This is a genomic window from Litoribrevibacter albus (assembly GCF_030159995.1).
Taxonomy (GTDB): Bacteria; Pseudomonadota; Gammaproteobacteria; order Pseudomonadales; family Litoribrevibacteraceae; genus Litoribrevibacter; species Litoribrevibacter albus.
Genome location: NZ_BSNM01000002.1, coordinates 131,531 through 145,602, shown reverse-complemented (window position 1 = coordinate 145,602; position 14,072 = coordinate 131,531). Strand labels below are relative to the sequence as shown.

15 protein-coding genes and 1 other RNA gene are annotated in these 14,072 nt (G+C 42.6%); 10 read left to right on the top strand and 6 right to left on the bottom strand.

Annotation, left to right across the window (positions count from 1 at the left end; translation table 11 throughout):
- Positions 1-113: 113 nt before the first annotated feature.
- Together dnaK and grpE are read right to left on the bottom strand one after the other, a co-directional pair.
- Complete coding sequence (gene dnaK / locus QQL66_RS00795; protein ID WP_284377613.1) at positions 114-2,036, bottom strand: molecular chaperone DnaK; 1,923 nt, start codon at positions 2,034-2,036, stop codon at positions 114-116.
- A gap of 129 nt (positions 2,037-2,165) precedes the next feature.
- Entirely contained in the window at positions 2,166-2,777 is a 612-nt protein-coding gene (grpE, locus tag QQL66_RS00790; protein WP_284377611.1) for a nucleotide exchange factor GrpE, read from the bottom strand.
- Positions 2,778-3,013: 236 nt separating this feature from the next.
- Here grpE and recN point away from each other — a divergent pair, with 236 nt between their 5' ends.
- Complete coding sequence (gene recN / locus QQL66_RS00785) at positions 3,014-4,684, top strand: DNA repair protein RecN (RefSeq protein ID WP_284377608.1); 1,671 nt, start codon at positions 3,014-3,016, stop codon at positions 4,682-4,684.
- 94 nt (positions 4,685-4,778) lie between these two features.
- Here recN and fur read toward each other — a convergent pair whose 3' ends face one another.
- On the bottom strand, positions 4,779-5,183 hold the full coding sequence (fur, locus tag QQL66_RS00780; protein WP_284377606.1) for a ferric iron uptake transcriptional regulator: 405 nt from the start codon (positions 5,181-5,183) through the stop codon (positions 4,779-4,781).
- Between the two features lie 56 nt (positions 5,184-5,239).
- On the opposite strand from fur, the gene QQL66_RS00775 reads away from it, so the two are divergent.
- Positions 5,240-5,590 (top strand): outer membrane protein assembly factor BamE, encoded by a 351-nt coding sequence (locus tag QQL66_RS00775; protein WP_284377604.1) that lies wholly within the window; start codon positions 5,240-5,242, stop codon positions 5,588-5,590.
- A gap of 77 nt (positions 5,591-5,667) precedes the next feature.
- Here the strand turns inward: QQL66_RS00775 and QQL66_RS00770 are convergent, their stop codons facing one another.
- Genes QQL66_RS00770 through QQL66_RS00760 form a run of 3 tightly spaced genes read right to left on the bottom strand, consistent with a single transcriptional unit; the run spans position 5,668 to position 7,941 of the window.
- The gene (locus QQL66_RS00770; RefSeq protein WP_284377602.1) at positions 5,668-5,979 is read right to left on the bottom strand and encodes an RnfH family protein; all 312 of its coding nucleotides are present in this window, start codon (positions 5,977-5,979) and stop codon (positions 5,668-5,670) included.
- Positions 5,969-6,403, bottom strand: a complete 435-nt coding sequence (locus QQL66_RS00765; protein ID WP_284377600.1) for a type II toxin-antitoxin system RatA family toxin — start codon at positions 6,401-6,403, stop codon at positions 5,969-5,971. The genes QQL66_RS00770 and QQL66_RS00765 overlap by 11 nt, the downstream gene beginning before the upstream one ends.
- Before the next feature lie 17 nt (positions 6,404-6,420).
- The gene (locus QQL66_RS00760; protein WP_284377598.1) at positions 6,421-7,941 is read right to left on the bottom strand and encodes a sodium-dependent transporter; all 1,521 of its coding nucleotides are present in this window, start codon (positions 7,939-7,941) and stop codon (positions 6,421-6,423) included.
- A gap of 170 nt (positions 7,942-8,111) precedes the next feature.
- On the opposite strand from QQL66_RS00760, the gene smpB reads away from it, so the two are divergent.
- The 8 genes from smpB to QQL66_RS00725 all read left to right on the top strand — a co-directional run bounded on the left by smpB (position 8,112) and on the right by QQL66_RS00725 (position 13,942).
- Complete coding sequence (gene smpB, locus QQL66_RS00755; RefSeq protein WP_284377596.1) at positions 8,112-8,588, top strand: SsrA-binding protein SmpB; 477 nt, start codon at positions 8,112-8,114, stop codon at positions 8,586-8,588.
- 107 nt (positions 8,589-8,695) lie between these two features.
- Positions 8,696-9,056: a transfer-messenger RNA gene (ssrA, locus tag QQL66_RS00750) on the top strand.
- A 104-nt stretch (positions 9,057-9,160) separates the two neighbouring features.
- Complete coding sequence (locus QQL66_RS00745) at positions 9,161-10,957, top strand: replication endonuclease (protein WP_284377594.1); 1,797 nt, start codon at positions 9,161-9,163, stop codon at positions 10,955-10,957.
- A 56-nt stretch (positions 10,958-11,013) separates the two neighbouring features.
- Positions 11,014-11,289, top strand: a complete 276-nt coding sequence (locus tag QQL66_RS00740) for a hypothetical protein (protein ID WP_284377590.1) — start codon at positions 11,014-11,016, stop codon at positions 11,287-11,289.
- 308 nt (positions 11,290-11,597) lie between these two features.
- Entirely contained in the window at positions 11,598-12,176 is a 579-nt protein-coding gene (locus QQL66_RS00735) for a hypothetical protein (protein WP_284377589.1), read from the top strand.
- Positions 12,176-12,355 carry a helix-turn-helix transcriptional regulator gene (locus tag QQL66_RS21275; protein WP_489146131.1) on the top strand — a complete coding sequence of 60 codons (180 nt, stop codon included), beginning with the start codon at positions 12,176-12,178 and terminating at the stop codon, positions 12,353-12,355. The genes QQL66_RS00735 and QQL66_RS21275 overlap by 1 nt, the downstream gene beginning before the upstream one ends.
- Positions 12,331-13,428 (top strand): site-specific integrase, encoded by a 1,098-nt coding sequence (locus tag QQL66_RS00730; protein ID WP_284377587.1) that lies wholly within the window; start codon positions 12,331-12,333, stop codon positions 13,426-13,428. The genes QQL66_RS21275 and QQL66_RS00730 overlap by 25 nt, the downstream gene beginning before the upstream one ends.
- Positions 13,421-13,942, top strand: a complete 522-nt coding sequence (locus QQL66_RS00725) for a hypothetical protein (protein ID WP_284377585.1) — start codon at positions 13,421-13,423, stop codon at positions 13,940-13,942. Before QQL66_RS00730 ends, QQL66_RS00725 begins: the two co-directional genes overlap by 8 nt.
- Positions 13,943-14,072: the final 130 nt, after the last annotated feature.

The window sequence follows — 14,072 nt, the reverse complement described above, 5'->3', positions numbered from 1 at the left end:
ATTTCTGCAGGTCACTCTCTTAAACAAACCAACCTACGAAAAAGCCCGCCGAACTCCCCCATTTGATAAAATATATCAAACTCAGAGCTTGGCAGGCTTTTATCGATCAAGAATTACTTCTTGTCGTCTTTTACTTCTTCGAACTCAGCATCTACAACATCATCGCCTGCCGCTGCATCATCTGCTTCTGGCTGACCTTCCGCAGCTTGTGCTTGCTCAGCATACATCTTCTGAGTCAAACCCTGAGACACTTGAGATAGCGCTTCGATCTTAGCGTCCAAATCTTCTTTAGTAGATTCAGTATTTTTAACTGCTTCTTCTAATTCAGAGATGGCTTTTTCGATAGCTTCTTTCTCATCAGCTGTCGCCTTATCACCCGCTTCATCGATCATTTTACGAGAAGCGTGAACAAGACCGTCTGCGGTGTTACGTGTTTGAACCAATTCTTCAAACTTGCGGTCTTCTTCTGCGTGAGACTCAGCGTCCTGAACCATTGCATCGATCTCATCATCAGAAAGACCAGAAGAGGCTTTAATCACGATGGACTGTTCTTTACCAGTCGCCTTGTCTTTCGCCGATACATTCAAGATACCGTTCGCATCAATATCGAATGTCACCTCAATCTGAGGAATACCACGAGCCGACGGTGGAATGTCTGCCAAGTCGAAACGACCTAGAGACTTGTTCAAAGACGCTTGCTTACGCTCACCCTGAAGAACATGAATCGTTACCGCTGACTGATTATCTTCCGCAGTCGAGAACACCTGAGACTTACGCGTTGGGATCGTAGTATTTTTCTCAATCAATGGCGTTGATACACCACCCATGGTTTCGATACCAAGCGTTAGAGGCGTTACATCCAAAAGAAGTACGTCTTTAACGTGACCAGAAAGAACACCACCCTGAATTGATGCACCTACTGCAACCGCTTCGTCTGGGTTCACATCTTTACGAGGCTCTTTACCGAAGAATTCAGTTACCGCCTGTTGAACCATTGGCATACGAGTCTGACCACCAACCAGGATCACATCATCGATCTCTGATGTTTTAAGACCAGCATCTTGCAATGCGATACGAACTGGCTCGATTGTTTCTTTAACCAGATCTTCAACCAAAGACTCAAGTTTCGCACGAGTTACTTTTACATTAAGGTGCTTAGGACCTGTTGCATCTGCAGTGATGTATGGCAAGTTAACATCTGTCTGCTGACTGCTAGACAACTCAACTTTTGCCTTCTCAGCCGCTTCTTTAAGACGCTGAACAGCTAGTGGATCATTATGAAGATCAATACCAGTGTCTTTCTTAAACTCTGCAGCCAAATACTCAATCAAGCGCTCATCAAAGTCTTCACCACCCAGTGCAGTGTTACCGTTGGTCGCCAACACTTCAAACTGGTGCTCGCCATCAACCTCAGCAATCTCAATAATGGAGATATCGAACGTACCACCACCCAAGTCATAAACCGCGATTACAGAGTCACCGCGCTTCTTGTCCATACCATAGGCTAGAGCTGCAGCAGTTGGCTCGTTGATGATACGTTTTACTTCAAGACCAGCAATACGACCAGCATCTTTCGTAGCCTGACGCTGAGAGTCATTGAAATATGCAGGAACAGTGATTACCGCTTCAGTGACTGGCTCACCCAAGAAGTCTTCTGCAGTTTTCTTCATTTTCTTAAGAACTTCTGCAGAAATTTGAGGTGGTGCTTTCTTCTCACCTTTAACGTTTACCCAAGCATCACCGTTGTCCGCTTTCTCAACTTTAAACGCGAAATGCTTAAGCGTATCCTGAAGAGCCTTCTCATCAAACTTACGACCGATAAGACGCTTAACACCATACAATGTGTTATCAGGGTTTGTAACAGCCTGACGCTTAGCCGACTGACCTACCAAAATTTCACCATCCTCAGTGTATGCAATGATTGATGGTGTAGTACGACCGCCTTCAGCGTTTTCTAGAACTTTTGGTGCTTCACCATCTAGAACAGCCACACATGAGTTGGTAGTACCCAAGTCAATACCGATAACTTTACCCATAGCTTTTAACTCCGTAATTCTTACTGTGACCGTCTATCGGTCATAATTCTTTGCTTGCTAACTTAATAAGGACGCTTTTCTGCGTTTCAACCCTTAAAAAGTAAAAATTTCACCATTTTTGAAGAGAAATTAAGCTTCCGTATCCACCTGTGGTTTACCACCTTTGGCTACCACAACCATCGCCGGACGAAGAAGACGATCACTCAAGGTATATCCCTTCTGCATAACAGCAATGACTGTATTAGCAGCCACATCCGGCTGCTCAATCATAGACATCGCCTGATGCAATTCCGGATTAAAAGACTCACCCATAGGATCAACAGCTTCGATCTTAAACTTAGCCATCATTTGAGCCAGACCATCGCGAGTCATCGCAACACCTTCAAACAGAGGTTTGATCACTTCTTGATCTTTCTCTGATTCAGATGCCTGAAGTGCACGATCCAGGTTATCAGCAACGTCCAACAACTCTTTTGCCATCTTTTCGATGCCAAACTTATGAGCCTTTTCCACATCCTGTTCTGCTCGGCGACGTACATTCTGCATTTCCGCCTGAACACGCAAAGATGCATCCCGTACTTCAGCCAACTCAGCTTTTGCTTGTTCCAATTCAGCTTGTAGCGCAGCTACATCGACCTGTTCTGCATCTGCTACTAGCTGCTCTTCAGTTGAATCAATAGATTCAACGGACTCATTCACTGTTTCATTCAACTGTTCTTCTGGCTGATCCACTTGAGACATCAGTTATCACTCCAACAAAGATTTATTCGTTCTATCAAAATTTGAATTACTCGCTTAATAAGGATGAATTGAAAAAGTTCAAGCTTTCATCAAAGAAAAAGCCATTTTTTCTTCTAAAACACCTTACTCACCCCAACACTTGCTTAAAAAACAGAACAAATACTGTACAAAAACACTTGATATACAGTATTTTTACTGTATAAATAACCAGAAATGATAATTATGAGGCCAAAGCCATGCTTCAATCCCTGTCTGTACACAACTTCGCTATCGCAGATCACATTGAACTACAACTTGAAAACGGGCTCACCGTAATTACCGGTGAAACAGGCGCAGGTAAATCAATCATGCTTGATGCACTCTGTATGGCCTCTGGTGATCGAGCGGATTCAGGAGTTGTAAAATACGGCGCAGAAAAAGCAGAAATATCAGCCTGTTTTGATATCCATCATCTCCCTGAAGTCCAACAATGGCTCATTCAAGAAGATCTTGATGATGAAGACCAATGTGTCATTCGTCGCGTCATCACGAAAGAAGGACGTTCCCGAGGCTACATTAATGGCCGCCCCAGTCCTATCAGCAAGCTAAGAACCCTTGGCGAACAACTGGTAGAAATACACAGCCAACACGCCCATCAAACATTAATGCAAGCACACGCACATATTCATATGCTTGATAACTTCGGTGCTCATAAGTCGCATTTACTTGAAACGCAACAAGCATTTAAACAGTGGCAAGCGACGAAAAAACAACTGGATCAGCTAGCCAGTCAACAAGACGAACTCAATGACAAGAAGCAACTCTTAACCTATCAGCTCGAAGAACTCGATACTTTAAACCTTCAAGAAGGAGAATTAGAGCAGATAGAACAGGAACACCACCGTTTATCCCAAGCGGAAGAGCTCAAGCAACAAAGCTATCAAGTCTATGAATTAACCAACGGTGAAAGTGGCCCAGCCTCCACAAGCGCCAGAGATTTACTTCGACAGATTTCAAGCCTGACTGACCATATCGACGATCAACACCCAAGCCTTGTTTCAGCAAAAGAGCTGTACGCTCAGGCGTTAATCAATATTGAAGAAGCATCCAATGAAGTACTTAGCTACCATGAAACACTGGAAATAAATCCGGAACAGTTAAGCATTTTAAACCAACGACTTACCGACATTCATGATCTGGCACGAAAGCACAGAATCAATCCCGATGAAATTCCCTCTGTTCATCAGCAGGTTGCAGAAGAATTAAGCCAACTGCTAGAGAGCGATCTGTCACTGGAAACCCTTCAAGCCAGAGAGACAGAAACCAGATCACTCTACCTGTCACTGGCAACTGAGCTTCACGACTTGAGAGTTTCGGCCGCACAAGAATTTGATCAATGCATCACAACCCAACTAGCTCGCTTAGGGATGAACCACTGTAAGTTCAAAACAAGAATTGATGCATTGGAGGAAAACAAAGCCTCCTCAGCCGGCATGGATTATGTAGAGTTTGAAGTCAGTTCAAACCCGGGCCAGCCTTATCAATCCCTAGCAAAAGTTGCTTCGGGCGGTGAGCTTTCTCGAATAAGTCTTGCCATTCAAGTCGTCAACGCGTCAAGAAGCCAGATACCAACCCTTGTTTTTGACGAAGTTGATGTAGGAATTGGTGGTGCGACCGCCGAAATTGTTGGCGAATTACTTAAAACCATTGGTAGCAACGGACAGGTTATTTCTGTTACACACCAAGCTCAAGTTGCAGCTCAAGGCGACCAACACCTTAAAGCCAGCAAAACATTGACCAACGAAGCCACTTCAACGCAAATGCTGCCGTTGAACAGAGAAGGAAGAATCAAGGAAATTGCCAGAATGATGGGCGGACAACAAATGACAGACGCCACATTACAACTTGCTGAAGAAATGCTGGTGTAACTAAGCTACCAATTCTGACCAATACAAATAGCACATCCCATAAAAAAGCCGCATCTGATGAGATGCGGCTTTTTAGCATTCTAGCTACCAGATACTATTTCTTACGAACATAAAGTACCAAGCTGTGATCGATCAACTCAAAGCCATGCTTCTCAGCAATTTCATGCTGTAGCTTTTCAATATCTTCATTGAAAAACTCAACCACTTCACCACTCTCAAGGTTAACCATGTGATCGTGGTGCTCACCTTTGGCCAATTCAAACACAGCATGACCACCATCAAAGTTATGACGCACCACTAAACCTGCTGACTCAAATTGAGTTAACACGCGATAAACCGTTGCCAACCCAACATCTTCTCCTGCTTCAATCAAAGACTTATAAACATCTTCTGCGCTCATATGGCGGCTACCTGATCCTTCTAAAATCTGAAGGATTTTCACTCGTGGTAACGTTACTTTTAAGCCCGCTTTGCGTAATTCGTTATTTTCAGACGCCATAATCTTTGTAATCTCAGAAATCTATGGTTAATATCGGAAGCCCAAATGTTAAGGCAATGTATCAAGTTAAAATGAGAACGATTTTACTACTTATTTCTATTTTGTCGACGTTCAGTCTACTATCTGGCTGCTCTTCTCTCAATGTGTTCAAGCTAACAATTCAGCAAGGCAACATTATAGAAGATGAATCTTTAGCACTGTTAAAGCCTGGAATGACTGAAAAACAAGTCCAGTTCGTACTTGGCACTCCTGTCATCAAAGACCCATTCCACCCGAATCAGTGGGATTACTATCACAGTGAGAAACCAGGCTATGAAGAACGTACAGCCTACTCAGTTCGTGTTTTCTTCGAGGATGGTAAGATGACTCACTATCAAAAAACAGACATCACCAAACCCGCCTTCTAATTAAACAATTTCTGCTCACATATAAAAAAGGCGCTTAAGAATTCTTAAACGCCTTTTTATGTATAGAGTAAGAACTATCAGGATTCCAGTGCCTTCTTGGCCTTTGCCTTTGCAGCACGGTTAGCTCGGGCCGCCTTAGGATCGATCTTCAACGGACGATAAATCTCAACACGCTCGCCATCCTGCAATGCCTGTTCTTTTGGTTTTCGTACCGCCTTACCGTAAATACCCATAGGCACAGTTTCAGGATCGATTTCAGGAAACTGATGAACAATACCGGAATGTACAACCGCATCGTACAAAGAAGCACCTTCATCGACTGACACAGGCAAGATCACCTGAGACTCAGGCGTAGCATAGGCTACTTCCACTTGAATTTTATGCGCCATAAACCTCTCCTGCACGTTTTACAAATGCATCAACCATGGCATTCGCCACCTGTTGAAACACCTTTCCTACGGCGATGTTAGTAAGCGAACCCGACACTTCAAAATGAAGATCCAGGCTGACCTTGCATGCGGTCTCATTTAACGCTTTGAAACCCCATGCACCCGACAGACTAGAAAAAGGCCCATCCACTAACCGCATTTCGATACGATGTCCTTCTATCAACTGATTACAGGTTGTGAAACGCTGCTTCACTCCACCTTTGTTGATATTTAAAGAAGCAACCACTTCTTCTTCGGACTGAGAATGAATCTCCACCCCATCACACCAAGGAAGGAAAGACGGGTAATGGATAACATCATTCACCAAATCAAACATCTGGCGCGCGCTGTGTAAAACCAGCGCGCTTCGTTCAATTACTGCCACAATAAAGTTCTCAGTTCTTAGCTACTCAAACCACGAGATGGCTTTTGAAGAGACTTAACAATGATTCCAATGTAGGTAACAGCCAAAATTACACCACCAATGAAGCGAGGCGTCATAAAGACTGAGTTACCACATTCACCTGTTTCCGCATTCAGTAGCTCTGCATTAAATGAACACTCAGGCAATAGACCATTGATAAATACAATCGCGATCGCAACCGGAGTTACAAAACGAAGAACGATGTACCACAAGTTAAATAGACCTGCGTTCTTCATGTTCATTTCGTTGTATGCGTGGTGATACTTCATACCAAAACCAACAAACAGCGCAATCAATAGACCACCCAACGGCAACATTACATTAGCTGTCATGAAGTCAAATGTGTCGAAAATTGTTTTACCTGGCAACAAGTGGAATTCAGACCAGTCATTGAAAGACAGTACGCTTCCGATACCTAACGCCCAAATAATCACACCGATAAGTGTACACGCCTTAGCACGTGACACTTTAAAGCGTTCCACAGCCCATGCCGTTGCCGGCTCAATCAATGAAATTGCAGAACTCCATGCAGCAAACGCCACCAAGATGAAGAACAATGCACCAAAGAACTGACCACCAGGCATCTGACCAAAAGTAAACGGCAAGGTTACAAACATCAAACCAGGGCCAGCAGAAGGCTCAAGGCCGTTTGCAAATACGATAGGGAAAATTGCCAAACCGGCTAACAGAGCAACCAACGTATCCAGGCCAGCAACAGTAAATACCGTTGAAGCAATAGATGCATTACGAGGCATATACGAACCGTAAGCCATAATCGCGCCCATGCCCAAACTCAAAGTAAAGAATGAATGACCAAGAGCAACCAAAACTGCTTCCATTGACAACTTGCTGAAATCAGCTGCGAACATGAAATCTACGGCAGACATAATGTCACCTTTGCTCGCACCATAACCAATCAGAATCACTAGAAGAACAAACAATAAAGGCATCAATACAGTGATTGTTGACTCAATCCCTTTGTTCACACCACGAATCACAACACCCACGGTAAGGATCATAAAAATCGTATGCCATACCATCAACATACTTGGGTCAGCCAACAAACCATTAAACTGATCACCGGCAACGGTTTGATCCACTTCAGTAAACACGCCTGTTGCCATCTTTAAAACATAAGACAACGACCAACCAGCAACGACAGAATAGAAAGATAAAATCAGAAAGCCTGCAAGCGCGCCCATCCAACCAATCAACTTCCAACCTGGGCCTGCTTTCGCCTCAGACACCAAAGCCTTCATAGAGTTGATCGGACTTTGACGACCGCGACGCCCCATCGCGACCTCAGCCATCATTACAGGAATACCAACCAACGCAATACACATCAAATAAACTAAAACGAAGGCGCCACCACCATACTCACCTGTAATATAAGGAAACTTCCAAATATTACCTAAACCAACGGCCGAACCTGTTGCTGCGAGAATAAAGGTCCAGCGGTTTCGCCAGGAACCATGTATGGATTCATTATTATTAGCCATATATCTTTTCATCCAAGATTTAACTTTCTACTCAGCCAAACCAGTTTCGTCTCCCCCAAAACAGGCTTAGCCCCAAAATTGGGAGCTATTCTACCCACACTAAACAATAAACCCAAATATCAGTTTGTAGCCATAGGAAATAAATTGATTTAGCCCTATAATCCCGACTCATGGCAAAGAAGAAAAAATTACCCAGTGGTTCATCCACAATCGCACTTAATAAGAAAGCACGTCACGATTACACCATCGATGAAAAATTCGAGGCTGGTGTCGCACTTCTCGGTTGGGAAATTAAGAGCATACGGGCGGGCAAGGTCCAGCTTGTTGACTCTTTTGTGCAAATTCATAATGGCGAAGTTTGGCTATTAGGTGCTCATATCACTCCGCTAACACAAGCCTGTACTCACGTAGTTGCAGAGCCTCGTCGTGAGCGTAAATTGCTGCTGAATAAAAAAGAAATTGCTAAATTATTCCGACATACGGCAAACGAAGGTAATACCTGTGTGTGTCTCGCACTTTATTGGAAAGGCAATAAAGTCAAAGCAGAAATTGCGACAGTGACCGGTAAAAAGCTACACGACAAACGTGCGGCTGAAAAAGAGCGCGATTGGAACAAACAAAAAGAACGCATAATGAAGCAACATTAAGCGGTTATGAAAGATTTATCGCTATTTATTAAATAAAAGGTTGGATTACCAAAATTCGCCCATATAATAGCTCTATCTAAGTGATTATCAGCTTATACATCGAATTCGGGGGTGACTTGGCTTCGACGTTGGCGACGAAACTTTAGGTGCATGTCGAGAGGGGTATACGATCTCGTAAATCAACGTTTACCGTTTTTATAGTTGCAAACGAAGACAACTACGCTCTAGCGGCTTAAGCCCGCTAGCACTGCCTGTGTTTTAAGTGCCTATGCTTCACAGACCGGTGTCATCTTTCATAGGATACGCCGACAGCAATGCTTACGTGTCTAGGCCGACAATTTAAGTAAGCTCGCCCCATCCACCCTGTCCTTCGGGTCGGTACGGGTTAATCCAATAGAAGTGACTAAGCATGTAGTACCGAGAGCGGAGTGCTCGCGGACGCGGGTTCGACTCCCGCCACCTCCACCAAATTGCAGGATGGTCTAGACCACTCTAGACCAACTAATCCCGCTAAATACCTAGCCTCTAGAGACACCACCCAAACTAATGGGTCGGTCTCTGTTGGTCTAGATATGTCCCCATTGGGGCACAATTTCGGCACAAGCCCGTCACAACCTTTCTCCCCAGTCTTTAAAGCAATATCTCTTACTAAAGAGTTAGGCACTCATGAATGCCATCAATTTAGAGAGCGGATATTCACAAAATATGAATATTTATGCTCTACTCTTGCACACCACTACCTAAAGAAAGCCGAACAAAAAAGTGTTCGAGAAGCGAATCTTGCTTTAATTGATATAGATAAACGACTGTCAATTAAAGACCTAAATCTTTCCTGGGACGACCAACAGCTCACCCTTTTTGCACATAAGCAATCTCACATTTGTTGTTTAATAGATGCTGACTTGAACTCTAATAGAGAGCAGGTATACGAACGCTGTAAAGCAATAGCCAATAAATACCAAATAAGCGAACCAGAGATCACGACTCATCAAACCATCAATAGCTGCATAAATAGAATGAAGGACAAAGGGTGGTGGTTAAAGAAAATAAGAAATTCTAAAGTACGAGCAATTGAAGCTTTAGCCAGAGATCTAGCCTTAGTTCAAAAGTCTAAAACAGCATATTGCAGCCATTATGGCTATGAATTGCACCAACAACAGCAACGAAGAAACAGAGAACACTTAGAAAATCATCGCGCCATAAATCAATTCGGCCAACAATTCTCATTAGCAGATCTTTTTGACTCGTCCGTTTCAAATCCATCTATTAGACGTGCAGAGCTAATGACTAGAATCAAAGGCTTTGAAATGATTGCGGAACAATACGGTCACGCATCTGAATTCATTACCATAACTTGCCCTTCAAGAATGCATGCAATTAGTAGAGGGAAACGGAACCCTAACTATGATGACACAACGCCTAAACAGGCTAATAAATACTTAGGCCATATTTGGTCATTGATCAGATCGTCTCTTAGCAGGCAAGAAATCCAAGTATACGGTTTTAGAGTTTCTGAACCCCATCACGATGGCACACCTCATTGGCATATGCTTCTTTTCATGAAAAAAGAGCATGTCTCTAAAGTGATCAAAACAATGCGGAGCTATTCATTAAAGACTGATGGAAATGAACCAGGTGCAGCAAAACATAGGTTTCAAGTAATAGATATCGACCCTGAAAAGGGAAGCGCTACAGCATATGTCAGTAAATATATATCAAAAAATGTTGACGGTAAGCACATAGAAAAAGACCTTTACGATTTGAATGCCAAGAACTCAGCTGAACGTATTCAAGCATGGGCTAGTATATGGGGAATCAGGCAATTTCAGCAGATTGGAGGCCCTAGTGTTACTGTCTGGCGAGAGCTTAGACGCTTGAGAGATGAACAGACGGGTAAACTTGAAGAAGCCCGTCTTGCTGCTGATGCTGGAGATTGGGCAGCTTATGTCATGACTATGGGCGGACCTACCCTCCCAAAGAAAGACAGACCTATACAACCCTTTTATGAGCATCAAGACGAACCAGTGTCCTTTGATGTGAATACCGGAGAAATCCAATCTCTAAACACCTCCAAATACGGAGACACACCCAAAGGCCTAATAAGTGGACTTCTTCATAAAGGAGAAAAAATCAAAACAAGACTCTTTCAATGGACGATGGAAAAGATTTCTACAAAAACCAGCGCTGAAATGAGAACAGGTTTGATAAGTAATTATTCTGATCCTCAGATTTTCTCTGACAAACCTGTTTTCAATTCAGGGCAACCATTGATAGGAAAAGTAGGAGCGGCAATAGGTGGAATGCGCATACCTGCGCACCACCTAGCCGCCCTACCTTGGACTCGTGTCAATAACTGTACTCCGACTTAAAGACCACGTTCTCAGATGAAAAAAGACGACGATAAAAGACCCCAGAGGTAAGCAAAATGGCTGCAAATAATTTAAGACTAATAGTGAATGATATGTTTGAGAATCAATTTGATATAGAAGAAGCAAAGAGCCTGATGTACAGAACCTTGCTTAGAAAAGAAAAAGAGCCTGGCCAGTTAGATATCACCAAAATCGGAGTTATTTCGGGGTTTGTAGACCTCAATGGTGAGCTGGAAGTGATCGTAAAATTCATCGACAAGATTGAGCAATTTACTAAGTCTGAGCTTTACGCCAAAACCACCCTTTTGATTGAGGAAGAAGATAATGACTGAGGATTTCAAATCTAAGCTATGGGATGTCATTCAGGATTACACTGAACTGGCAGAACTAATTCCTGACGATAATGGAGGGAGACTTCTTAAACTTATTAATGAGAAACATCAGAAGCTTTTCTTTCAACTCACCGATCATAAACCATTATTGACATCAGATACTTGATATTTTAGATTTGGGGTCAGGTGCCAGATATGTGCCTTTACGCCCGCAAAAGCTGAGTGCAGCAATATCCACTTAATTATATCGTTCTGTCAGTAGATTGGCATTAGCGGGCGGTGTCTGTCTATTGTAAAGAGAATGGTATATGACTCCCAAAATTCCTTCTTCTTCCGATATTCAGATCTGGAAGAGAGATGCTAAAAAGTTATCAAAAAGAGATAACATTCCTCTCAAGAAAGCCTTAGAACAAATTGCAAAAACAAAACAATTTGACTCATGGAACGATGTTCTAAATTCCGAGCGAAATAACAACCCCTTTAATTCCGACAATGATCCAGAGCTAGATGCTTTTATTCGATCCCTACCAGACCAGTTGATTAATGAAGCTAACAAAGGAATGTTTCATACTCGAAAGTCTTATGTAAAGACTTTGGCCACTAATCCAAAAGATGCCTATAAAGAGATTGTCAAACATTTCACTCAGAAAGTTAAAGATTCAAAAAAACACATTGAGATTGAGATTTGGCTTCAAGTTCCTTCAAAACTCATTAGTAATTTAGACACGGATAATAAGGTAGAGAGTTTTTTCGGTTCCATTTATGACAAGTTTCCTAGAATCACTCATGTCGTCGTAGACTTTACTGATAGACCACGAAGGCTGTTAGATTTTGGAGATCCTTCCGATCCTCTCACAAAGTTCTTAAACAATGAGGATTGGCAATAATGAAATACATCACCATCCAAAAGTGTTCAGAGCTTACAGGCCTATCCGAAGAATCTATTAGAGCACTCAAAAAGAAAGGCTACTTTCGTCAAGATGTCCATTGGGTCAAAGCCCCTAATGGCCGAATATTCATTAACGTAAAGGAAGTGTACGAATGGATAGAAGGCAAAAAGGCATAAGGCCACGTGGTGGTAGTATCTTGATCGATTTCACCTACAAAGGTGTCCGATGCCGTGAAACTCTAAAGCTCAAACCCACAAAAGAAAATTTAGCATTTGCGTCGCGTAAGCGTGACGCAATCCTTTATGAAATTGCCTTGGATAAGTTTGATTATCTTGAGCACTTTCCGGAAAGTCCAAAAGCACGATTGTTTTCCGATAAGTTAGCAGCTCATCAAACAATTGAAGTAGCTTTAAAAGGCTGGTTGAAACGTGCTGAAAGACGTTGCGCCCCAAGCACATTACGGGATTACAACAGCGCTGTTTATTATCATCTGATTCCTCAATTCGGCAGAATCACCCTTGATAAACTTACCGCCGCACAAGTCAATGACTGGATTACCACCCTTGTTGATCTATCCCCTAAGCGTATCAACAACGTGCTTACTCCATTACGTCAAACAATGACAGAAGCTTACTGCGAAGAATTGATAGATAAGAACCCTATGGACAGGGTTAAAAACCTTCCCAAGCGTACTCGGGAACCACAACCTTTTTCACAAGATGAAATTTCAAAGATTCTTTCTGCCCTGGATAGCCAAGCAAAGAATCTGATTCAATTTGCATTTTGGTCGGGCCTTCGTACTTCTGAGCTGATTGGTTTGGAATGGAAAGACTTCGAAGAACAAAAGAAGTGCCTTCATGTGAGAAGAGCCATTGTAAGAAATCATGAAAAGACGACTAAGACCTCTTCCGGCCAAAGAACCCTTTGGCTGACCGATGAAGCATTTGAAGCACTCCAACAGCAAAAAGAATATACAAAAAGCTTCGGGAAAAGAATTTTTCATGACCCCAGAAGCAATGAGCCTAAACTCAACGACCAAATAATAAGAAAACGAATTTGGACACCTGCTTTAAAAACCGCAGGCATCCAGTATCGAGAGCCATACCAAACCCGCCATACCTTTGCATCTATGATGTTAACTCAGGGTAAAAGCCCTCTTTGGGTAGCTAATCAACTCGGCCACTCGAATCCTTCACAAACTTATCGAAACTACGCCCGATGGATTTCTCAGGAGCTTAATTGTGGATAAGAGAAGACGTGCCGGAATCATCATGCGCCGATATAAGTTGGAAGTACAAGAAATCTTTGATACGGCTCGTAGGCACAATGAAGATGATGTGACAGGATTTCTTATAGAAATGATCTACGAAATTGGCAAGCACTACCGTCAAACAGTTGAGTTCCGATCTACGTTAATGAACCCCATTGAAAGATCAACGTTTGAATCCTCCATTGATGAACTCATCTTTACTGAGCTGTTAAGGAGCATTAAGTTTGACTATATTCTCACTAATTACGATAGATGGACGTCGGCTGAACTAAACAATAAGAAGCCTATTTTTTTAGTCTGGGATTACTACATGAACGACAAGCAAAAATTACGAAATATCAGAATTCCTGTAAAAGTAGATACTGAGGTTGGTGAATTTTTGGAACAGGAAGCTAAACGGAGAGGCTTTGCTGTATCAAACCTATGCGCTCAAATTGTTGGCGAATGGAAAGCCAATTTAGAATATTCTCGACAAGATCAGGCGAGCGAATAGATATATGTATGTTGAACGTAGTGAAACACACATATATCTATCGCCGACTGCATTGAAAAAACAGCTTAAGATGCTAGTATTTGTCACAAGTACGGCACAAGGAAATCATAAGGCATTGTTATGATTAGCA